The 21,416-nt window shown below is 34.7% G+C and carries 18 protein-coding genes; 4 read left to right on the forward strand and 14 right to left on the reverse strand.

Annotated elements, in window-relative coordinates; genetic code table 11:
- Nucleotides 1-155: 155 nt before the first annotated feature.
- From HNP25_RS10110 to HNP25_RS10120, 3 genes are all read right to left on the reverse strand, one after another.
- Entirely contained in the window at nt 156-458 is a 303-nt protein-coding gene (locus HNP25_RS10110; protein ID WP_184133853.1) for a hypothetical protein, read from the reverse strand.
- Nucleotides 459-683: 225 nt separating this feature from the next.
- Complete coding sequence (locus tag HNP25_RS10115; protein WP_310587164.1) at nt 684-2,873, reverse strand: S9 family peptidase; 2,190 nt, start codon at nt 2,871-2,873, stop codon at nt 684-686.
- 194 nt (nt 2,874-3,067) lie between these two features.
- Complete coding sequence (locus tag HNP25_RS10120) at nt 3,068-3,607, reverse strand: hypothetical protein (RefSeq protein ID WP_184133855.1); 540 nt, start codon at nt 3,605-3,607, stop codon at nt 3,068-3,070.
- Between the two features lie 130 nt (nt 3,608-3,737).
- Here HNP25_RS10120 and HNP25_RS10125 point away from each other — a divergent pair, with 130 nt between their 5' ends.
- Nucleotides 3,738-4,748, forward strand: coding sequence for a LuxE/PaaK family acyltransferase (locus HNP25_RS10125; protein ID WP_184133857.1), 1,011 nt, complete (start codon nt 3,738-3,740; stop codon nt 4,746-4,748).
- Here the strand turns inward: HNP25_RS10125 and HNP25_RS10130 are convergent, their stop codons facing one another.
- The 4 genes from HNP25_RS10130 to HNP25_RS10145 form a co-directional block, all read right to left on the reverse strand.
- On the reverse strand, nt 4,749-5,159 hold the full coding sequence (locus tag HNP25_RS10130) for a molybdenum cofactor biosynthesis protein MoaE (protein ID WP_184133859.1): 411 nt from the start codon (nt 5,157-5,159) through the stop codon (nt 4,749-4,751). It abuts the gene before it with no gap.
- Nucleotides 5,160-5,323: 164 nt separating this feature from the next.
- Entirely contained in the window at nt 5,324-5,812 is a 489-nt protein-coding gene (locus HNP25_RS10135) for a dihydrofolate reductase (protein WP_184133861.1), read from the reverse strand.
- A gap of 18 nt (nt 5,813-5,830) precedes the next feature.
- Nucleotides 5,831-6,667: a formyltetrahydrofolate deformylase gene (gene purU / locus HNP25_RS10140; protein ID WP_184133862.1), complete on the reverse strand. Its 837-nt coding sequence runs from the start codon at nt 6,665-6,667 to the stop codon at nt 5,831-5,833.
- A 12-nt stretch (nt 6,668-6,679) separates the two neighbouring features.
- The gene (locus HNP25_RS10145) at nt 6,680-7,096 is read right to left on the reverse strand and encodes a GNAT family N-acetyltransferase (RefSeq protein WP_221432441.1); all 417 of its coding nucleotides are present in this window, start codon (nt 7,094-7,096) and stop codon (nt 6,680-6,682) included.
- A 602-nt stretch (nt 7,097-7,698) separates the two neighbouring features.
- Between HNP25_RS10145 and HNP25_RS10150 the strand changes: the two genes are divergently transcribed.
- Nucleotides 7,699-8,931, forward strand: a complete 1,233-nt coding sequence (locus HNP25_RS10150) for an isocitrate dehydrogenase (NADP(+)) (RefSeq protein ID WP_184133864.1) — start codon at nt 7,699-7,701, stop codon at nt 8,929-8,931.
- Nucleotides 8,932-9,007: 76 nt separating this feature from the next.
- Here HNP25_RS10150 and HNP25_RS10155 read toward each other — a convergent pair whose 3' ends face one another.
- The 7 genes from HNP25_RS10155 to HNP25_RS10185 all read right to left on the reverse strand — a co-directional run bounded on the left by HNP25_RS10155 (nt 9,008) and on the right by HNP25_RS10185 (nt 18,344).
- The gene (locus HNP25_RS10155; protein WP_184133865.1) at nt 9,008-10,291 is read right to left on the reverse strand and encodes a sensor histidine kinase; all 1,284 of its coding nucleotides are present in this window, start codon (nt 10,289-10,291) and stop codon (nt 9,008-9,010) included.
- 633 nt (nt 10,292-10,924) lie between these two features.
- The gene (locus HNP25_RS10160; RefSeq protein WP_184133867.1) at nt 10,925-12,298 is read right to left on the reverse strand and encodes a sigma-54-dependent transcriptional regulator; all 1,374 of its coding nucleotides are present in this window, start codon (nt 12,296-12,298) and stop codon (nt 10,925-10,927) included.
- Nucleotides 12,299-12,402: 104 nt separating this feature from the next.
- Complete coding sequence (locus HNP25_RS10165) at nt 12,403-13,554, reverse strand: ABC transporter permease (RefSeq protein WP_184133869.1); 1,152 nt, start codon at nt 13,552-13,554, stop codon at nt 12,403-12,405.
- Nucleotides 13,555-13,717: 163 nt separating this feature from the next.
- Nucleotides 13,718-14,962 (reverse strand): ABC transporter permease, encoded by a 1,245-nt coding sequence (locus HNP25_RS10170; RefSeq protein ID WP_184133870.1) that lies wholly within the window; start codon nt 14,960-14,962, stop codon nt 13,718-13,720.
- Nucleotides 14,963-14,986: 24 nt separating this feature from the next.
- Entirely contained in the window at nt 14,987-15,649 is a 663-nt protein-coding gene (locus tag HNP25_RS10175; RefSeq protein WP_184133872.1) for an ABC transporter ATP-binding protein, read from the reverse strand.
- A 2-nt stretch (nt 15,650-15,651) separates the two neighbouring features.
- Nucleotides 15,652-17,097, reverse strand: a complete 1,446-nt coding sequence (locus tag HNP25_RS10180) for a TolC family protein (RefSeq protein WP_184133874.1) — start codon at nt 17,095-17,097, stop codon at nt 15,652-15,654.
- The gene (locus tag HNP25_RS10185; RefSeq protein ID WP_184133875.1) at nt 17,094-18,344 is read right to left on the reverse strand and encodes an efflux RND transporter periplasmic adaptor subunit; all 1,251 of its coding nucleotides are present in this window, start codon (nt 18,342-18,344) and stop codon (nt 17,094-17,096) included. The genes HNP25_RS10180 and HNP25_RS10185 overlap by 4 nt, the downstream gene beginning before the upstream one ends.
- 747 nt (nt 18,345-19,091) lie before the next feature.
- On the opposite strand from HNP25_RS10185, the gene HNP25_RS10190 reads away from it, so the two are divergent.
- Entirely contained in the window at nt 19,092-20,540 is a 1,449-nt protein-coding gene (locus HNP25_RS10190) for a hypothetical protein (protein ID WP_184133877.1), read from the forward strand.
- 153 nt (nt 20,541-20,693) lie between these two features.
- Entirely contained in the window at nt 20,694-21,254 is a 561-nt protein-coding gene (locus HNP25_RS10195) for a hypothetical protein (RefSeq protein WP_184133878.1), read from the forward strand.
- The last annotated feature ends 162 nt before the right edge of the window (nt 21,255-21,416 follow it).

Raw genomic sequence — 21,416 nt, forward strand, 5'->3', positions numbered from 1 at the left:
CAGATCTTAAAGCATCACAAGTAAATGTGGTACAATTATTTCCTGCCAAATTGTAAGTGTCTATTATGCTCTTGTTGGAGTTATTTCCAATGAGGGCGAGTGTCCACCTTTTATTCAATAAAATCATTCTCAATTTTACGAGTTGGAAACTCGTGCTACTGATGTGACAAAGCAACTGCATTCATACTATTTGCTCCTGCACTCACGGGATAAGCGACTGCATTCATACTATTAGCTCCTGCACTGACGGGATAAGCGACTGCATTCATACTATTTGCTCCTGCACTCACGGGATAAGCGACTGCATTCATACTATTAGCTCCTGCACCGACGGGATAGGCGACTGCACTCATACTATTAGCTCCTGCACTGACGGGATAAGCGACTGCATTCATACTATTTGCTTCTGCACTCACGGGATAGATGACTGCATTTATACTATTAGCTTCTGCACTCACGGGATAGGCGACTGCATTGATAAAATTGGCTATCGCAAGTATTCATTAAGTGATTTGTCTTTTAAAATAAGTAGTATATTTAAAATGAATGACGGCATCTTTTTCAATTTAAAACATTGCTTATCAATATCTTAAACTCACAACTCTTATTTACTTCACTTTATGTTCCTTAAACAATAGCCAATTGCTTCTACGCTCTGTATCTCTCCTATTAATCGGGAATGCTTATAAGTTTTTTTCGATAAAGTTGGTCATCATTGTATAAAGATGGAAACGTGTGTTTCCTCCATAAATACCATGATTCTTGTTTGGGTAATAAAACGATTGAAATTGTTTATTTGCCTTAATCAATGCCTCCTCTAAAGCGATTGAATTCTGAAAATGAACGTTGTCATCGCCTGTTCCGTGTACTAATAAGAAATTACCTTTTAAATTTTTGGCATAAGTAACGGGTGAGTTTTCATCATAGCCTTTTGCATTTTCTTGAGGCGTTCTCAAGAAGCGTTCAGTATATATACTATCATAAAAACGCCAGTTGGTTACGGGTGCAACGGCAATGGCAGTTTTGAAATAATCTGCTCCTTGAAATAAACAGTTGGATGACATATAGCCACCATAACTCCATCCTTGAATACCAATTCTTGTTTTATCTACGAATGGCAAATTACCCCAGTATTTGGCGGCTTCTATTTGGTCTTTTACTTCTAATTTCCCTAAATTCAAGTAGGTACATTTCTTAAAGTCTGCTCCTTTTCCACCAGTACCACGGTTATCTACACATGCCACGATGTATCCTTTTTGAACCAAATGTTGATACCAAAAAGTATTGAAACTATCGAATTCATTCAATACTTCTTGACTGCCCGGCCCACCGTATAAGAACATAAAGACTGGATATTTCTTTTTAGGGTCGAAATCCGTTGGTTTAATCATCCATGCGTTTAGCTCAATGTTCTCTGAGGTTCTGATAGTCATGAATTCTTTCTTAGCAATATCGAATGTTTCAAGGGTTTTTCTGAGTGCGGCATTATCTTCCAATACTTTTACTAATTGTCCCGATGGTGCTTTGTGTAAACTTACTTTCAGCGGACTATTGGAAGCGGAATGTTGAAGGATATAATATTTAAAGTCATTGCTAAAGCTTGCGGTATTCATGCCATGCTCTTGCGAGAGTTGTTTTTTCAGCTTTCCTTCTAAAGAAATACTGAATAATTGACGTTCAGTACTTGATAATTCAGTAGAAGTAAAATAAAGTGTCTTGGTATTTTCGTCGATGCCACAAAAATCATCTATTTCCCACTTACCAGTTGTAATTTGACGGATTAATTTACCTGACATATCGTAGTGATAAAGGTGTTTAAAACCATCTTTTTCAGAAGACATGATAAATGATTTTCCATCTGATAAATAAGTCAAATCATCTCCAAAGTTTTCAACATCTACATAAGTATTACTTGTTTCTGTAAGCACAATATTGCCTGTTCCTGTTTGTGCATCAGCATGAATAATATCCAAACGGTTTTGTAAACGGTTTAATCTTTCTATCGAAAGCAAGTTAGCATCTTGTGTCCAGCGGATTCTTGGAATATACATATCAGTTTCAGAACCAATATCCATTTTAATGGTTTTCCCTTCTGATAAATGATGCACCGAAATGCTTACAGTAGAATTTGCTTCGCCAGCTTTTGGATATTTATATCTGTAATCTGTAGGATAAAGCTTGCCCCACATTTGCATATTGTATTCTGGAACGTTGGTTTCGTCGAAAGTATAGAAAGCAATCTTTTTACTATCTGGCGACCATTGAAAAGCACGAGCAAAAGAGAATTCTTCTTCATAAACCCAGTCGCAAGCACCGTTGATGATATGATTCCATTTGCCATCGTTAGTAATTTTTTGTTCTGACATGGTTGCTAAATCCACCACAAATAAATTATTCTGACGAACAAAAGCGACTTTAGCACCGTCGGGCGAAAAAGTAGCAAACATTTGTTTTCCACCGCTTGACAATTGGACTAATTTCTTGGTCTTTAGGTCATACACAAAGTTTTCTTCTTTAGAACTACGACGATAAATTGGTTCAGATTCAGTACTGATTAATAATTTTTGTTCATCGGCAGAAAGAGCGTAATCATCCACCATGATTTTCTTTCCTAAGTTTTCAACACTCACGGCTTCGTTGAATAACGTTTCAACTGCGGCGCCATCTGTTACTTGGTGTTTGATAACTTTGCCATTATCAAGAGCAGTATAGAATGCTCCGTCTTTCATCCAGTTGATATTCTGTACTTGGTTCTGAACGAAAGTGTATTTAGACCAAATGTCTTCTAAAGTAATGGCTTTTTTGTTTTGTGCCAATGCAGAATAATTATTGGCAGAGAAGATGACTAAGGCAAAAAAGAGTAGTTTTTTCACGAATGTTATGGGAATTGGTTGTTGATTAATGACTTGATGAATAGCTTTTCGGTTTGTACGGAATTAATTGTAAGATATATCATCAAAGTTAAAAAAAATAGCGTAGAAAAGGCGGTTGTAAAGCTGGAATAGCCCAAAACAAAATAGGCATAACCGAAGCCATGCCTATTTTTAAGAAAATATATGTAATGTTTTCACTGTTTATAAATAACAAATTCTGGCGTCTCGATAGTATTACTTACATTCAAAGCTCTGTCTTTGAGTGTAACAGCAAATTTTAAAGTATCGTTTTTACCAGTCATGTATGGAACTCCATCATAAAGCCCATAAACAAAAGGAACTGAATAATCTATAACACCTTCGATAGGACCAGGCTTTGAACTTTCCTTCAAGTGAAATAAAATATCTCCACCAAATTTTTCTTTAGGGTCGCTCCTCAGGAATTTACCATTTTTTTTCACATACACATCAATGACAAAGGTTTTTAGGCTATCCCCGTGTATTTTTTTCAAAGCTGCCAATTCATCTTTTGTAATTCCCAAATCTCCATCACCATCTTGATAATTAATTGATAATATTAGTGAATCTGTTTTATTAGTCCCATTTATTCCAGAAAGTTTTGTAATAATGCGAACATTATTATATGAAATACTTGGAATATTACTGAAATCTGGTAGCCCAGTACATGAAACAATCAATGCTAAAAATCCAAATATGTATAAAATCTTCTTCATAGTATTAAAAAAAACATTTTGATGATATAACGTTTTATCCTTCTTGCTTGTTGCTTTATTGTGCTGCATTTTAATGAATTGCTTAATTTTGTAGAACGATTAAGAGGAATTTGAAGCATAGACCCCAAAAATGATAACATCAGCACAATTAAAAGCAAGCGTTCTAACAGTAAATTCAGCAAATTTCGATGCTTTGGCTTTGGATATTTTCCGTTTTCAAGCACAAAATAATATTACTTACGCAAAATACTTAAAAAATCTTCAAGTTGATGTATCAATATTGCAGTCAATTCAAGACATTCCTTTTTTACCAATAGAATTTTTCAAGACTCAAACCATTTTAACTGGCGATATTGAGCCTAAAGTTATCTTTGAAAGTAGCGGAACGACTGGACAAAATACTTCAAGACATTTAGTAGCCGACCCTGATTTTTACTTGCAAATTGCTGAACAAATCTTTGAAAAGTTTTATGGAAAACTGTCAGATTTTACCATTTTGGCTTTACTTCCCTCCTATCTTGAGCGAAATAATTCTTCTTTGGTTTATATGGTTGAGCATTTTATTCAACAAAGTAAATCGTCTGATTCTGGTTTTTATTTGAATAATTATCAAGAATTAGGAGCAACGATGCAACGTATTTCGACAGAAAATCCTGATAAAAAAATCCTATTAATCGGTGTTACTTTTGGTTTGTTAGATTTTGCCGAAGCTGGCTTAGATTTATTTTTTTTACAAGATTTCAATAATTTAATCGTAATGGAAACAGGCGGCATGAAAGGGAGAAGAAAGGAATTATTGCGAGAAGAAGTACACGAAATTTTAACAAAAGCTTTTGCTGTCGATAAAATTCATTCTGAATATGGCATGACGGAATTACTTTCGCAAGGCTACTCTTTTGGCGATGGTATTTTTGATTTACCTGCTTCGATGAAGATTTTATTACGTGATGTTAACGACCCATTTAATGTTGAAAATCAACATAGAGGAGGCATCAACGTGATTGATTTAGCCAATGTAGATTCCTGTTCGTTTATAGAAACTAAGGATTTGGGTTCTTTTGCCACAGGAAATCAACAATTTAGGGTATTGGGCAGATTCGACAATTCGGATATTCGTGGTTGTAATTTGATGATTATGTAATTACGGATGAGCTTCCAACCATTCTTCGCCATCTTGGTAAACTTCTCTTTTCCAGATAGGTACTACTTGTTTCAACGTATCAATCAGCCACTCACAAGCCTCGAATGATGCTTTACGATGTGGCGTAGAAACGGCAATTACTACGGCTACATCACCGATTTCTAACACACCTTTGCGGTGAACCATTACTACTTTTTCTATTTCCCATTTTTCACAAGCTTGGTCGGCAAGTTCTTGCATTTTTTTGATTGCCATCGAATCATAAGTTTCAAAAATGAGTCGAACGACCTCTTTTTGTTTATTATGATTTCTGACTGTTCCGATAAATACATCCACCGCTCCCGCACGTTCAGACTGTGCGGCATCAATGCAAGCTTGAATATCAATGGCTTTATCGGCTATTTGTATCATTTTAGTTGTGAGTTGTGAATTGTGAGCGGTCCGCCGATGCGGTGATGAATTAGTGAATTAAAATACTGAAATACAATACTTTAATTCACTAAGTAATGTCATTAATGATACTTATTATTGAACATTTGTTATTAAAACAATCTTCAAATCAACACATCTTCAAATCATTTCTCTAATTCCACAAAAGAGTATTTGTATAAATGTTTTTCGTCAATATTGTGGTCGATTCGGTTTGCTTCTTCCCAAAGTTCTTTGTCAATTGCTGGGAAAAAAGTATCGCCTTCAAAGCTATGATGTACTTCTGTCAAGTAAATTGTATCTGCAAAAGGCAAAGCCAAACGATAAATTTCTGCTCCGCCAATAATAAAAGCTTCGTTTTCTTCTATTTCGTTGGCGGCTTCGATGGCTTCTTCCAAAGAATGAACCGTAATGCAACCTTCAATTTGAAATTCAGGATTTTTAGTAATGATAATAGAAGTACGGTTCGGCAAAGGCTTTCCGATAGATTCAAAAGTTTTACGACCCATGATAATCGGATGCCCCGAAGTAAGTCTTTTAAACATTTTTAAATCTTCTGGCAAACGCCAAATCAACTGATTATTATGTCCGATAACGCCATTTTCAGCAACGGCAACGATGATTGATAATTTCAATGCAGTTTTATTTAATTTTTACTCAAAAATAATCGTCTTATTTCCATGAATAAACACTCTATCTTCAAAGACTAATTTTAGGGCTTTTGCCAATACGATTTTCTCTACGTCACGTCCAGCCTGAGCCATTTCTAAAGCATTTTTAGTATGATTGACACGAGTAATATCTTGGAAAATGATTGGACCTTCATCCAAATCATCCGTTACAAAATGTGCTGTTGCACCAATGATTTTCACACCTCTCATATATGCCTGTTTATAAGGATTTGCTCCAATAAATGCAGGCAAGAATGAATGATGAATATTAACAACTTTCTTTCTAAACTTCTCAGTAAACTCATGCGTAAGTATTCGCATAAATTTGGCTAAAATTAAATAATCTGGCGAATAACTTCTTACTAATTCTTCAATCTGCTTCTCATGCTCAGCACGAGTAATACCTTCTGCTGGAATGTAATGAAAAGGAATATTAAACTTTTCAGTAAGCGGACGCAATACTTCATGATTGCCAATGACAGCCAAAATATTGAAAGGTAAATCTTTGAATTCATTGCGAATCAATAAATCAGACAAACAATGATGCTCCTTTGTTACCAACACCACAACGTCTTTTACTTGCTTGGTCGAAAGGTCGATATTAGCAGTACTTGGCAAAATTCCTCTTAGTCCGTCTTCAATTCTTTCTGGGTCGCAATCACCCGAAAAAGCCACACGCATGAAAAATAGATTATTGTCTATATCTACAAATTCGTCGGTACGTTCAATATTGAGATTGTTGAAAAAAAGTACTCCTGTAATTTTATGAACAAGTCCTTTTTCGTCAGGACAATCAATTCTTAATATATAATCAGTCATTTTTAATGAATATTAAATCTGGGTTTTCAATGTTTTACTCATCTTCACAAACTCGATTCCATCTTTTGTCCAAGTGTCTGAGACGATTTCAAAGCCAAATTTTTGATAAAAAGGATAAGCAGTTATTCTGGCATTGCACCAGAGGGTTTTTATATGTTGTTTTTCACATTCGTGAATCAAGAAATTTAATAAAGCCGAACCATGTCCTTTGCCTTGGTGAATTACTTGAGTTGCAAATTTTCTGAATTGTGCATTGTCATTTTCTATAAATAAAGAGACGATTGAAAGTAATTCATCATTTTCAAATACGCCAAAATGTAAACCATTTTCATCTTCCTCCAATTGCACATAAGTAATTGGTTTGTCGGGCCACATTACGCTTTGTCGGATTGCCCAAGTATCGTTAGGACTTATTTTTTTGATTTCCACAAATAAAATTGATTAAAATCATTTTTGGGTAAATGTGCTATCAAAGAAGTGTGAAAACAATATTGATTGTGTTAAACCAACGTTTTTCCCTTCTGAAAGACCTTACTTTTCTTTTCTTGACAAAAGAAAAGTAACAAAAGAAAGTCAAGAAATTCTAAACTCGCTTCGCTCAAACAGTAGAATTTCAGAAAATTGCTGACGCAAAATTATTTTACATACTGATCTTCAATATTTTAATATAGAATACTTTTAATTATATTAATATATTTCCACTTCTTTAAATAGCTAATTAAAATACAAAGTAAGTAGATTAATTCTTATTATTTTCAAAGCATTTGTTACTATTTTGGTTAAAATGGCATTTTCAGTTAAAAATCAAATATTCGGTTCTTATTGAGCCTGATTTTCAATATTTTTATTTTTTGGCACTAAAAATTGTATTTTTTTCAAGCACAAGTCAATCTATATAGAATTTAGGGAAACAAAACACATTCCGTATTAATTCATTGATTACCTTTGCCCAAAAATCATTCTTTAATAAAAAGAAAATTGAATTAATTCAATCAATTAAAGTTCAAAATTCCCAATTAGCATATTTCACAATGGAAAAAATTAAAGTTGCGAACCCTGTCGTTGAATTAGATGGCGACGAAATGACTCGAATTATCTGGAAATTCATCAAGGATAAATTGATTACTCCTTACTTAGATGTAGATATTAAATACTACGATTTAGGAATGGAATACCGTGACGAAACTAACGACCAAGTAACAATTGATGCTGCAAATGCTATCAAACAATACGGTGTTGGTATCAAATGTGCTACAATCACGCCAGACGAACAACGTGTTGAAGAGTTCGGCTTGAAACAAATGTGGAAATCGCCAAATGGAACAATCCGTAACATCTTGGATGGTACTGTTTTCCGTGAGCCAATCGTTTGTGCTAACGTTCCAAGATTAGTACCAAACTGGACAGCTCCAATCATGATTGGTCGTCACGCTTTTGGTGATCAATATAGAGCTACTGACTTCTTAACAAAAGGAAAAGGTAAATTAACAGTTACTTTCACACCTGAAGATGGTTCTGAGCCACAAACTTTTGAGGTATTCAACTTCAAAAACGACGGTGTAGCGTTAACAATGTACAACACTGACGAGTCTATCCGTGGATTTGCTCACTCATGTTTTAACATGGCATTAAGCAAAGGATGGCCTTTATATTTATCAACTAAAAACACCATCTTGAAAAAATACGATGGTCGTTTCAAAGATATTTTTGAAGAAATCTACCAAGCAGATTACAAAGCACAATACGAAGCAGCAGGTATCACTTACGAACACCGTTTGATTGATGACATGGTGGCTTCTGCTTTGAAATGGAATGGTAATTTCGTTTGGGCTTGTAAAAACTACGATGGCGACGTTCAGTCTGATACTGTTGCTCAAGGTTTCGGTTCATTAGGTTTGATGACTTCAGTATTGATTACTCCAGACGGAAAAACAATGGAAGCTGAAGCTGCACACGGAACTGTTACTCGTCACTACCGTGAACACCAAAAAGGAAGACCAACATCTACTAACCCAATCGCTTCTATTTTCGCTTGGACTCGTGGTTTAGAATTCCGTGGTAAATTAGACGATAACCAAGAATTAATCAACTTCTCTCAAACTTTAGAAAAAGTTTGTGTTGAAACGGTTGAATCTGGTAAAATGACGAAAGATTTAGCTGTTTGTATTTACGGAAATAAAGTAAATCATGGCGAACATTATTTATATACTGAAGAATTCTTAGCTGCAATAGATGAAAATCTTAAAGCTGCTTTGGCGAAGTAATTTTTGTTTTTTCAATATTAAAAGAGGGCAAAGTCTTAATGATTTTGTCCTCTTTGTTTTCTACCACTTCTTTCTTCTAAACAAAATGAATGGTAAATTCTGTTATGTTTTCTTCATTGGTTTGTAAGGAAAAAGTAAAGCCATGATTATTTAAAATTTCTCTGCAAAGCATTAATCCTATTCCTTGTCCTTCGGGTTTATCGCTGAAAAATGGCGTAAACAATTGTTGCTCAATAGTTTTGGGAATGGGTTTGCCGTTATTACTGATAAGTATTTGCGTATTACTAACGCTTACTTTTATTGTTTTTGCTGTATTTCCTTCACAAGCTTCAATGGCATTTTTCAGGACATTCACCAAAACTTGTTCCATTTGTCCAACATCAACCGCTACTTGTTTAGGGTTTTCTTGATAAGTCGCTTGCAAGGAAATACCTTTTTGTTCCATCTGTAAACGCATCAATGCAACTGCATTGTTGACGATAGCACTCATACTTTTGAGTTCTTTATTAGGCAAAGGCAAACGTACAATATCGGCAAAACGTCGCATAAACAGGTTCAATCTATCATTTCGTTCAGTGGCTACGTTCAAGGCATTTTGTAAATCAGGTTCTTCGATATATTTTTTTGTAACATCTAAAATAGAATTCACTGCTCCAATCGAATTATTTACTTCATGTGCCATCATTCTAATTACTTTTCCATAGGCTTTCTTTTCTGTCGCCAGAATTTCTGTGGTGAGTTCTTCAATCAGTAAAAAAGGGCGAGCGAAACCTCTATCCATAAAAAAAGAACGCTGGATTTTATAAGTTGCCAAGCCGTTTAATTGTACTGTTTGGGCTTCTTTGTTTGCTAATAAAAGTAAATGTGGAATAATTGGATGCTGAATTTGGCTCAATGGAAAAATCGTAGTAAAGTATTCTGGCAAAGTAAAAAGCTCTTGTGCTTTAGGATTAGCTTTAGTAATATTTCCATCAAAATCTAAAATCATAATGGCAATCGGTGAAGCCTGAATCAGTTTTTCCAGAAAGAAATGTTGTTCCATTACTTGCAGGCGTTCGTTGCGAAGTTGGTCAATCATGGCATTATATACCGCAATCAATTCGTCCATTTCGTACTTGCCAACGGGTTTGAATTTCACTGCAAAATCTTGGTCTTTTATCGCCTCCGCTCCCATTAATAAGAATTTTAAAGGCTGAATAAAATCTTGATACAATTGTATAGCAATCACAATCGAAGCCAAAACCAAGATTTCGGAAAGGATAAAATAGAGTTTATTCTCATTCAAAAGCCGAAAAGTAAGGAAGATAATCACGGCATGAATGAGCGTAACAAAAAGGATATATTTGGCTTTTAGGGACAAGATTTTATTGAGTGATTTTCTATTGAGTGATTGAGCGAATGAGTGATTTAGTGATTTTATTAAATAGTAGCTTTAAATGAGTATTTAAATTGAAAGCACAAAGCCATAACTCAACATTCACCAACTCAAAATTTATCAAAACATTTACGGTAAAGCATTAATTTAAAGTTCAATAGGTTCAATTACTACTACAAACCAGATGAATGTAATTGTCAATAATAGTTGAACCCAAAGGTAGTAATTCGACTTTAAAAACAGTTTTTGTCTATAAAATTTTAAGAATTGATACAGATTGAAGAAGGTTATTGGAATAAAAATTAGCCCTAAATGAATAAAATGATTTGTTTCTGTGTACATGAAACTATTGTCACCTTCTCCAAAAAATAGCATGGAAAATAGGGCATAACCATAATAAATGACGAACCAATACCCAACTTCAAAAGTCAATATTTTAATGAGAGGTAAAGAATCTAATTTGTAGATTGAAAAACTATTGCGTTTCATAGCTTACATGGTTAAAATCAATTATAAAAAATATTTAGCGTTCACGCAGCCACTTTCCAATTTACTAAAATCTGAATATCAAATACTTAAATCACTAAATCACAACTCACTCATTCACTCAATATAAAATCACTCAATAGCAAAGGGTATATTAAACTTCTCCAACCGTCGATATAAGGCAAAGCGAGTGATGCCGAGGGAACGGGCTACTTTTGAAATTTTGTTTTGATGAAAAGCCATCGCTCGTTGAATCATCAATAATTCCATTTCATCCAAGGTCATCGTTCCTACTTCTGGCAACGTATTTTTGTTGCTGGGCGAAGTATTGATAGATATATTTTGTTGAAAATCCTCAATCGTTAGTTCGTCTTTGGGCGTTAGTAAAATGGTTTTTTCTACCAAATTTTTCAGTTGTCTGATGTTTCCCGGCAAAGGTAAGGTTTTGAGCCAATGGATTGCTTTCGGTGAAATACTTAAATTCGGACGCTCGTAAATGGTTTTTAAATTATTGGCAAAGTAAATTGCCAAGGCTGCAATATCTTCAGGTCTTTCACGCAAAGCGGGTAATTTTACTGAGATAAGATTGATTCTGTAAAACAAATCTTCCCGAAAAGTATTGTTCGCCACCATTTCTTCTAAATTACGATTGGTTGCACAAATTACTCTTACATCCACAGTTTTACTTTTGCTACTTCCCAAAGGTTCAAAGGTTCTATCTTGCAAAACTCTGAGTAATTTCACTTGGCTCGACAAATCTAAATCTCCAATTTCATCCAAAAAGATTGTGCCTTTATTCGCCAATTCAAAACGCCCAATTCTATCCGATTTTGCATCTGTAAATGCTCCACGAGTATGTCCAAACAATTCGCTCTCAAACAACGTAGCCGAAACGCCGCCTAAATTTACTTTGACAAAAGGCTTATGTCGCCGTTTGCTATTTTGATGGATAGCCTCCGCAATCAATTCTTTACCTGTTCCACTTTCGCCAGTAATCAACACAGGTGCGTCGGTAATGGCTACTCTGCCGATGGTTTCAAGGATTGCTAAAAGCTTTGGGTCGTTGCCGACGATGTGTTCAAATTGGTATTGTTGGTCTAATTTTTTACGATTGGGCGATTGTATTTTCTGTTGAGAAAGATTTAAAATCGTGTTGATAGACTGAATAATGTAGTCATTCTGCCAAGGTTTTGTCACAAAATCTTTTGCTCCTAATTTCATCCCTTCTACTGCCAAATTGATTGTTCCCCAACCCGTTAGCAAAATCACAGCAATATTTGGGAAAGTATGACGAATGATTTTCAAGGCTTTCATCCCTTCGTCACCAGAAGTTTCGATAGAAAAATTGAGGTCAAGTATAATCAACTCTGGCTGAAATTCTTCGATAACATCCATTGCTAAAACAGGTGAAGAGCAAGTCTTCACCTGAAAGCCTTCTTGCCGAAGCATCAACGAAAGTGATGTCTGCACAGCAAAATCGTCGTCTATGATAAGGATTTTGTTCATTTTTTATAGGTTATCGGCATTCGGACATCGGATTTCGGATTTAAGATAATACGATTTCAGCACTAAAGCCGAAAGATGATTTCCGACATCCGAAATCCATAAAGCTACTGTTCATGCAAAGCCATTGCTGGTTGAATTTTGGCGGCTTGTCTGCTTGGATGATAAGCACAAAGCGTAATGATGCCGTATAAAATTACGATAGAAAGCCCAATTGCCATCCAATAAATGCTGGTTTCTACATTGAACATGTGCATTAAAGGAACTTGCACGGCAAAGAGTACTCCGATAAGTATGCCAAAAGTAGCAATTACCCACATTTCGCCCACAAATTGAATTTTAATATTGCCTGCGGTTGCTCCCATTGCCCGACGAACACCAATTTCTTCACGACGCTTAGCAATGTTTAAATTCAAAATGCCAAATAATCCCATTGCTACATTCACTAACAAAAAGACTGTAATAATCAGGAAAATAATAACAGGTACTAAAGCAAAATTATGTTGATTTTGGCGTTGGTCTGTCAGATAACTAACTTCTGTCGTCCAATCTTTAGCGATAGCACCTATATCTTTCGTAAGCTTTGCTTCAAAATTGGCATCTGTGCCGGGTTTTACTTTTATCAGCACTTTATTGTAATCATATTTATCATCCGCAAGGTTAAAAATACAAGGACTGTTATCCATAAATTCACCCTTTGCTTTGAAGTTTTCAATGACTCCAACTACTTTTTGATTCTCTCCAATAATTTTCCCTATTGGATTTACTTCGCCAAATAAAGCTTCTTGTACTTTTTTATTAATCACCACAGGTTTGAATTTCGCTACGACATCAGCCTTTTTAAACCAATTACCCAATATTGTTTTCATACCCAAAGCCTTTGTAAAATCTTCATCCGCTGTATAATAATCAGCAAGAACAGAATGCTTTTGATAACTAATATTTCCATTACTCTGTGTAAATGAAAAAGGCGAATTATTAGACATTCTTGAAGCTACTTCTACCTCTGGATATGACCTAATTTTCTGAAAAACAGTATTCAATTTTTCAGCAATGGCTGTTGTATCTTGGTTTTTGTTCAAGTCCAAAGCCCAAACGTTTTCATATTCAAAACCGATAGGTTCTAAATAGTTTTTGAAGTTGTAACTTATCAGCGACATTACGCCGAAAAGTACCAAAAAGGAAAACCAAATCTCTACCATCAATAAAGTATGGTGTCGTCTTTTGTTCCAGATGAGTTTAAATAAATGAGATAACATATCAATTGTGATTTAGTGAGTGAGTGATTTAGTGATTGTTTCAGTTGTGAGTGAGTGAGTTGTGATTTAGTGATTATTTTTATTTGTACTAATCAAAAAAAGCTCAAAACTCATTGCTAAAAAGCTAAAATGCCAAAATCCGATAGCCGAAGTCCGACAGCCTCTACGAGCTTTTCAGTGCATCAATTACTTTCATTTTTGACATCCTGATGGCGGGAACTACGCCTGAAAGCAAACCAAAAATCAAACAAACCAATAAACTCACGCCAAATACACTAAAATTGATACTTAAATCGGCATGAAGAATTAAACCACTGTCATTGAAAATACTGATGATGATGAGGGTAAGGATTAAAGCAAAAGAGCCGCCAATCATCGTAATAAAAATATTTTCAATAATAAATTGCCAAGCTAAAGAACTGGAAGGTGCGCCAAAAGCTTTACGAATCCCAATTTCTGAAGCTCTTTCCATGATTCTACTCACATTCAAATTCACTAAATTGATGGCAGGCAACCCCATCAACATCAGTACAATCAAGAAGACGCCAACATACAGAAAAATCTCTTGTCCATCTCTTAAAAAACCATACAAAAAAGTATCTACATACGTTTGAGCTTTGATATCGATAATATCAAACCTATTCCCCCAACTCATAATGGGTAAAGGAATTCTTCTGACAGAAGCGTCAAATTCATCTTGAATTACCTTAAAATCACTTTTATTTTTTGCCAAAATAATAGCCGTGAAATTACCTTGTAAGCCTTTGGATTGATAATTACTCTTAGGCAAATTATAAGGAAAAAATACATCCGAAAAAGTCATAATACGAGTAACAGGAGCAGATTTTACTACGCCAATTACTCTGAATTTCTCATTATCTACTTCTATACTTTTGCCAATGGCAGAAGCTGTTTCATCTTCAAAATACTGTTTTTTCATGGCATCCGTAATGACCACTACGTGTTCGCCATTGGCAATATTTTGTTCATTAAAAGGCTTTCCTTCTAAAAATTCATAGTCGGTTACTTCCCAAAAAGTAGCATCACAAAACTTCGTACTTACTTTGATTCTTTTACCATTCAAATACGAATTAGCCGAGTTAATCATCGTTGAAAATCCTACTTTTTCGGGTGTCTTCAAAGATTTTAAATGTTCTTTAATGAAACTATAAGAAACAGGACCGCCATTCATAGAAGTTCTGGCTGAATCTCGCAAGGCAATGTTCATAATATAAAGCGACCTATCTCTTTTGTATTCTGGATAATGACTTCCGACTAAATGGTCGATAAAGGAAGTAATCACCATCAGCACCGTGAGCGTCAGCGTAATACCGAAGAGCGTAATAAAAGTATAGAATGGATGCCGAAGAAGGACTTTCCACGCTATTTTAATGTAATTGAATAACATGATTTTTGAAATTTAGAGGTTAAATTAAGATACTTGCGAGCCATCAAAAAGGCGTATCAAACGATGAGTTTTCTTTGCCATATTTTCATCGTGTGTTACCATTACAATGGTACTTCCTGCTGCATTGAGTTGGAGCAGAATGTTCAAAATTTCATTGCCCATCGCACTGTCCAAATTCCCTGTTGGTTCATCGGCTAAAATGATTTCAGGATTTCCAACAATGGCTCTGGCAATGGCAACACGTTGTTTTTGTCCGCCCGAAAGTTGGTTCGGAAAATGTTTCATTCTATTACTTAATCCTACTTTTTCTAAGGCTTCTTTGGCGGCTTCTCTCCTACTTTTATTCGTTGAAGCACGATAAAGCAATGGAATTTCTACATTATCCAAAATGGATAAATCGTTAATCAAGTGGAAGCTTTGAAAAATAAAACCGATTTTCTGGTTTCTTAAATATGCCAAATCTTTATCGGTAAATTTCTCAACGGGCTTATTATCAATGGCAATTGTTCCCGTAGAAGGTTCGTCCAACAATCCCATGATGTTCAAAAGCGTACTTTTGCCACAGCCCGAAGGCCCCATGATGGATACAAATTCTCCTTTTTTGATGTCGATATTGATATTGTTCAATGCCAATGTTTCAATATTGCTGGTCTGATAGACCTTCTCGATGTTGCTGAGTTTAATCATGATTATTTTCTAAGATTTAAAGATTCATTTAATTCAAAATCGTATAAAGTATAATATCGTAAAGTATAATACGCTCGCCAGTAATCTCTGAGGGCAACGATATAATCTCGTTTGGCTCGGTCTTTCTCTTGCAAAGCAATGCCCAAATCTGTAATACTCAAATCAGCTAAAATGTACCTGTCTTGTGCTATTTGATAACGTTTGGTAGCAATTCCATCGGTTTCTGCGGTAAGCTTTACTTGTTTTTGTAACATTTCAAAAAGTGTTACTTGGGTATAAATCTGTTGTTCAAATGTCAGCTTGTCTTGTTCAACACTTTGCTGGGTGAGTTGTAAATTCGCCTTGGCGGTTTCTGTTCGGGCTTTCGACCTTCCCCAATCCATGATGGGCAAAGTAAACTGAATTTCTACAAATTCACGGTCTTGAGCATTTTTGTAAATATCCAAAGGTTTTGCTCCTCGATTCGACAAACCAAAAGCGACATTCAAATTGGCATTCAAACCATTTTCGGCTTTGGCTTTGTTCAAATCTCTTTCAGCTTCAAGGATTCTTCTTCTAAAAGCAATCGCATCTGAGCGACTTCCCAAAGCCGCTTGAATGGCTTTTTGTGCATCAATTTCAAAGTTTTTAATCTGAAAAGGAATCGCCAAATCAAACTTATTGGCTTCTCTGTAACCAATGTAAGCTTTCAATTGCAACATGGCTACTTCTGCTTGTTGCTTGGCAGATGCTAAATCTTTTTGGGCATTTAGCACCGACAAACGCAATTGTAAAATGTCATTTTCAGAAATTTTACCCAATTCCAACCTTTTTGAAGCAATTTTATAGAGCGTGTCATTATTACTTCGGTTCTTTTCGGCAATCTGTAAATTCACTTGAGCAATCAATAAATCAAAGTAATAATCACTCACATTTAATGAAACCTTTTCTAAAGATTCCAAAAAAACTTGCTGACTTTCTGAATACTTCAAAGGCTCAATTTGCTTGTCCCACTTCATTTGATTGTAGCGAAAAAGTGGTTGGCTTAGTCCAAAAGCCACAGGTACGCCATTGTACAAAGTAGAATTTCGTTCAAAATCATCAAAGCGTTGCAATTGCTTTTGTATGAAAATCGTTCCGCCTGTCTTGGCTATACTTTGACTCAACGCAAGCGTTAAAGTAGAGTTATTGTTGGAAACCGACTGAAAAGCCACCGTTCCATCAGGTTGCAGTACTTGAATAAAAGAACGAGTAAAACTTGGCAAAGCACCGCTCAAACTTAATTGCGGTTTAAAATCCGCTTGAAAAGATTTAAATCGCCAAAAATCCGTTTCCTTTTGGGTAGAAGCCTGTTTGGCGGCGATAGATTTATCTTTTGCCATTTGTACTGCCTCTTCTAAACTTAATGCTGTTTGTTGTGCAAAGGAAATATTACTGATGAACAACAAAGCGAGTAAAATCTTTTTCATCGTTGTTCAATTTTAATTTCCTGCAAATGTTCGTATTGACTCAAATCCGAAATAATCACTTTCTCGCCTGCTTGAATCCCGCTTTTGATTTCCACATAATCGAAATTCGACAAACCAATTTCTACTTCTCTCCTTTTGGCAATGCCCTTTTCCAAGACAAACACTGACGTTTTTCTTTTACCATTAAAAGCCGGCCCATTGGCAACACGCACGGCATTGGCAATGCGATTGGTGACGATAAAAACTTCTACTTTCATATTGGGACGAAGTGATGCGTGTTTATTATCATCTAATGCAATTGAAAATTGTACAATGCCATTGGCTACCGAAGGTTTTATTTGTACAACTATGCCACGCAAACTGATTTCATTGACTTTCACAATCACAGGAATGCCCACTTTCAATTGGTCGGAATAGGTATCCGAGCAAGACCCTTCAACCCGAAAACTGCCCAAATCAGCCAATTTTGCCAACATTTCACCTTCGTTGACGGCAGAACCAATTTTATCATTCACCCAAGTAAGCACACCCGCACGGTCGGCAACAATATCCGCCATCGTGATTTTATGTTGCAATTCTTTTAAATTCTTACTTTCAATTTGGGCATTCAATTCCGACTCACGCACATTTGCCCCCACAGATTTGCGGTGATAATTCAATTCGTTTTCTAATTGAGCTTTTTCTAATTCAGCAATTTTCAAGATGTTTTCAGCTTTGGTGACATCTTCTTGTGTGCGTCCGCCCACTTTTTGCAGACGTTTGGTATCTTCCAAATCAGCTTTCAAGCGGTTGATAGTCAGCGATTTTATTTTATCACTGATGTCGGAATCATAGATTTTTTTATCCAAATCCATCTTGAGTTTTCCGATGCTATTTTGTTTCAAAGCCAATTGGTCTTTGAGTTTTTCCAGTTCGATAAGCGTCAGCGATTTATCTAAATCCATAATCGGCTGACCAGCCTTTACAGCAGCACCTGTGCTAAAAAACACCTTTTTGATACTGGCTTTTATCGGACTGGTAATGCTTTGTTCAAAAGCAGGAATTACTTCGCCCGAAGCCGTCAGCGTATTTTCCACACTACCGATTTCAGCCACCGCCGTTCTGATTTTAGAAGCTTCCAAAGAAGATTGAAGCGAATTTCTAAAAAAGTACAACAACACAAGCAAGGCAAACATAAGCGACAAACCGATAAACCACTTTTTTGATTTCCGTTGATTAATAAGGTTTTGAGAGATTTCTTTGTCCATAATACTATAAGATTTGCTATTAGTATTTCAAACACAATGCCAAACGACAAATCATTGATTATCAATAAATTAAACAAACAAAGAAGTGCAATAAACGTGCGATTTAGCACAGTTTGTGCGAGAAAGAACAAAGTAGGTTTAAGAAGAAAATTTGATGACAAACAGAGGAATATTGGAGGTTGCAGAAACTTCTATGCAAGTCAACAAAGGAGTTTTGCAGGGATACTTTAGGATTTTGTTTGTTTACAATGAAGTTTTGTAAACTTACATCAACATTTTGTTGGTTTACAATAAAGCTCTGCAAGTCTGCAAAAAAGTTTTGCAAGGTTACAGAGAAATTTTGTTGGTTTACAATGGTTTTTTGAAGGTTAAATCCATTGCTCTGAAGGCAACAAAAAGTCAAATTAAGCTTACAAAATACCTTTGTAAGGTTGCAAAACAATTTTGTAAGCTTACAGAAAAGTTTTGTTTGTTTACAAAAAAGCTATGTAAACAAACAAAATTATCCCATCAACCATCATAGATGTAGATTTAACCAAAGGCAATTTCTTGCAAGCCTACACAGAAATTTTATTGACTAACAAGAAGCTATTGTAAGGGTGATTTACCGTTTAATAAGTTTCTAATGGAGTATTTTGGGAATGATTGGAAATTTTGCTATGTTTAAAATGAAGAACCTTAAATTAGATTTGAGGCTTTCTATAATCTAATTTTAATAATTGTGAGTTTTAATACAATTTAAAGCCGATGATAAGAATATATCTTGATTGGAACGTAATTAGTAATTTTAAAAAAAACGATTTTAAAGAACTAAAAGATTTCATAACAAACAATAAAAATAAATTCATTTTCCCTTATTCCCCTGCACATTTTAGAGATTTAATGAAAAGTTTTTCTCCTGAAAATCAATACTTTAATGAGGACTTAAAGTCATTAGAGTATTTGTCTGAAAATCATTTAATGGAGTGGCAAACAGATAAAGTTAAACCTTTTTTTTTTACACCAAAAGCTTACTTTGATAGAGTAAAAAACAAAGAAAATATTTTTCCTTTAATGGATATTGAAAACGTATTTGGAACACTTGATAAAGGCACTTCTGAATTTGGGATAGTGTCAAAAACAATTGAAACTCTATACAAATCACTACCCATAGGCTTTATGATAAATGATGAAAATAGGGATATTCTTTCCAAAATGTTTCCAAATTTAAGTAAAACCTCTAATACATGGGATTTGATGAAATCATTTAGTCTTTTCTCTGAAAACTTACTAAAAGATGGCAAATATTACAAAGACTTACGGAAGTCATTAGCCGACAAAGGACTCAAATTAGAATCAAATTCTGGCAATTGGCAAGAAGAAGAAGTAATCAAAAACATTGATAATTTTCTAAAGGCTTCAGGATTAAATAAAACTTTTTTAGAATATGTCAATCTTATATTTGAGCAAAGAAAAGAAGCTGTAAACAGGTATGAATTTTTTACTAGTGCTTATTTGATGTTTGATATGATTGGGTACAAAGTAGATAAACTTCCTAAACCTACAGATACTATGCAAAATATACAAATAGATGCCGAACATTCATTTTATGCAGCTCACTGTGATTACTTTATTGCATCAGATAAAAACTTATTAATAAAATCAAAAGTGTTATATAATGAATTTAATATTTCTACTCTGGCATTAACACCCAAAGAATTCTTGAGCCATATCAATGAAGTTATTCATTCCAATAGTTCGAAAGATTATTTTTTAAAAGAAGTATTTAGTTTTATAAAAAGTGATTATGTTATTGAATCACATGAAGCATCATCTATTGGTAATGAGTTTAAAATATTTGGTTTAAAACTTCCAATATATTATTTCAATTTTTTCAATAGTGTCATACTAATACCTAATGATGATAGTGATACAATTATTCTTACTTTTAAAAAAGTTTTTAAGCACTATTCTGATTTTATTTATTATTCTGAAACTGAAAGAGTATTAGATGATATTTGTAATTTTTTTGGACAAGTTGAGACAAAAGAAGACTTTGAAAAGAAGAAGAAAGAATTTATTTATGAGAATATTGGAACTGAATTTATGTGGGATTTAGGTAGCGTAGTTATTATTCTCCAAAAAGACGAAACAAACCAAAGACCTATTTTAACGTACATTATTTTGCCATCTTTGGAGCTATCTCCAAAGATATAAACTCTTGCTTTTCTTTGCCGAAGTTCGTGTCTCCACGAACTTCTTTTTTGATAAATAATCACAGTCAACAAATAGTCGTCCGTAAAGACACGGACAAGGGCTAAAAAACCCTATCCGTTAGTAGCAAAACTATAAAAAATCAGACATATAAACATGATTAAAACCCTCGTAACAATTTTATGCTTTACACTAATGATATCGTGTAAGTGTAAGCAATTATATTTAACGGAGAATGATAGCCTTTGGGCAAAATCATATGAAAAAGGTGATGTAGCTATCTTTCAGTCAAATAGAGATGTAAACAGAAAAGATACAATAACTATTTTGAATAAATCACATACATTGCCCGGCTCAGACTGCAATCCGTTAGTTTCTTCAACCAGCTCAGAGTTTTATTTGATAGAAGCTAAATTTCAACACGAAGGACAAACGAATGATTCAGACTATTTACTTCAACTAAATAAGGAAGAAGATGGCTCTGCTATTCCTATCATAAGAATTTTTGATATTGAATTCAACGGCTCAACTCTTAGAGATACAGTTGTAACCTTAGATAAATTTGGTGCCCAAAATTGCTATTCATTTAATAACTTTCAAAGCTTCAATAATTTTCCAAACTTTAAAATAAGAAATTTCGTGTGGAGTAAAAAAATGGGTTTAATTCAATATACAACTGAGAAAGGAGAAAAATACGAACTTCTTAAGAGGTCATAAATTCTGCCGAAGTTCGTGTCTCCACGAACTTCTTTTTTGATAGATAATTAAAGTACCATCACAGTCAACAAATAGTCGTCCGTGAAGACACGGACAACGGCTGAGTACTTCTTTTTGATAAATAATTAAAGCACCATCCAGTCAACAAATAGTTGTCCGTGT

Source organism: Arcicella rosea, from assembly GCF_014204325.1.
GTDB classification, from domain to species: domain Bacteria; phylum Bacteroidota; class Bacteroidia; order Cytophagales; family Spirosomataceae; genus Arcicella; species Arcicella rosea_A.

Excerpts from the sequence above, each read along its gene's own strand:
- HNP25_RS10150 (WP_184133864.1), top strand. The coding sequence starts at position 7,699 with ATGGAAAAAATTAAAGTTGCGAACCCTGTCGTTGAATTAGATGGCGAC.
- HNP25_RS10185 (WP_184133875.1), bottom strand. The coding sequence starts at position 18,344 with ATGGACAAAGAAATCTCTCAAAACCTTATTAATCAACGGAAATCAAAA.
- HNP25_RS10175 (WP_184133872.1), bottom strand. The coding sequence starts at position 15,649 with ATGATTAAACTCAGCAACATCGAGAAGGTCTATCAGACCAGCAATATT.
- HNP25_RS10130 (WP_184133859.1), bottom strand. The coding sequence starts at position 5,159 with ATGATACAAATAGCCGATAAAGCCATTGATATTCAAGCTTGCATTGAT.
- HNP25_RS10125 (WP_184133857.1), top strand. The coding sequence starts at position 3,738 with ATGATAACATCAGCACAATTAAAAGCAAGCGTTCTAACAGTAAATTCA.
- HNP25_RS10165 (WP_184133869.1), bottom strand. The coding sequence starts at position 13,554 with ATGTTATCTCATTTATTTAAACTCATCTGGAACAAAAGACGACACCAT.
- HNP25_RS10170 (WP_184133870.1), bottom strand. The coding sequence starts at position 14,962 with ATGTTATTCAATTACATTAAAATAGCGTGGAAAGTCCTTCTTCGGCAT.
- HNP25_RS10160 (WP_184133867.1), bottom strand. The coding sequence starts at position 12,298 with ATGAACAAAATCCTTATCATAGACGACGATTTTGCTGTGCAGACATCA.
- purU (WP_184133862.1), bottom strand. The coding sequence starts at position 6,667 with ATGACTGATTATATATTAAGAATTGATTGTCCTGACGAAAAAGGACTT.
- HNP25_RS10195 (WP_184133878.1), top strand. The coding sequence starts at position 20,694 with ATGATTAAAACCCTCGTAACAATTTTATGCTTTACACTAATGATATCG.
- HNP25_RS10120 (WP_184133855.1), bottom strand. The coding sequence starts at position 3,607 with ATGAAGAAGATTTTATACATATTTGGATTTTTAGCATTGATTGTTTCA.
- HNP25_RS10190 (WP_184133877.1), top strand. The coding sequence starts at position 19,092 with ATGATAAGAATATATCTTGATTGGAACGTAATTAGTAATTTTAAAAAA.
- HNP25_RS10180 (WP_184133874.1), bottom strand. The coding sequence starts at position 17,097 with ATGAAAAAGATTTTACTCGCTTTGTTGTTCATCAGTAATATTTCCTTT.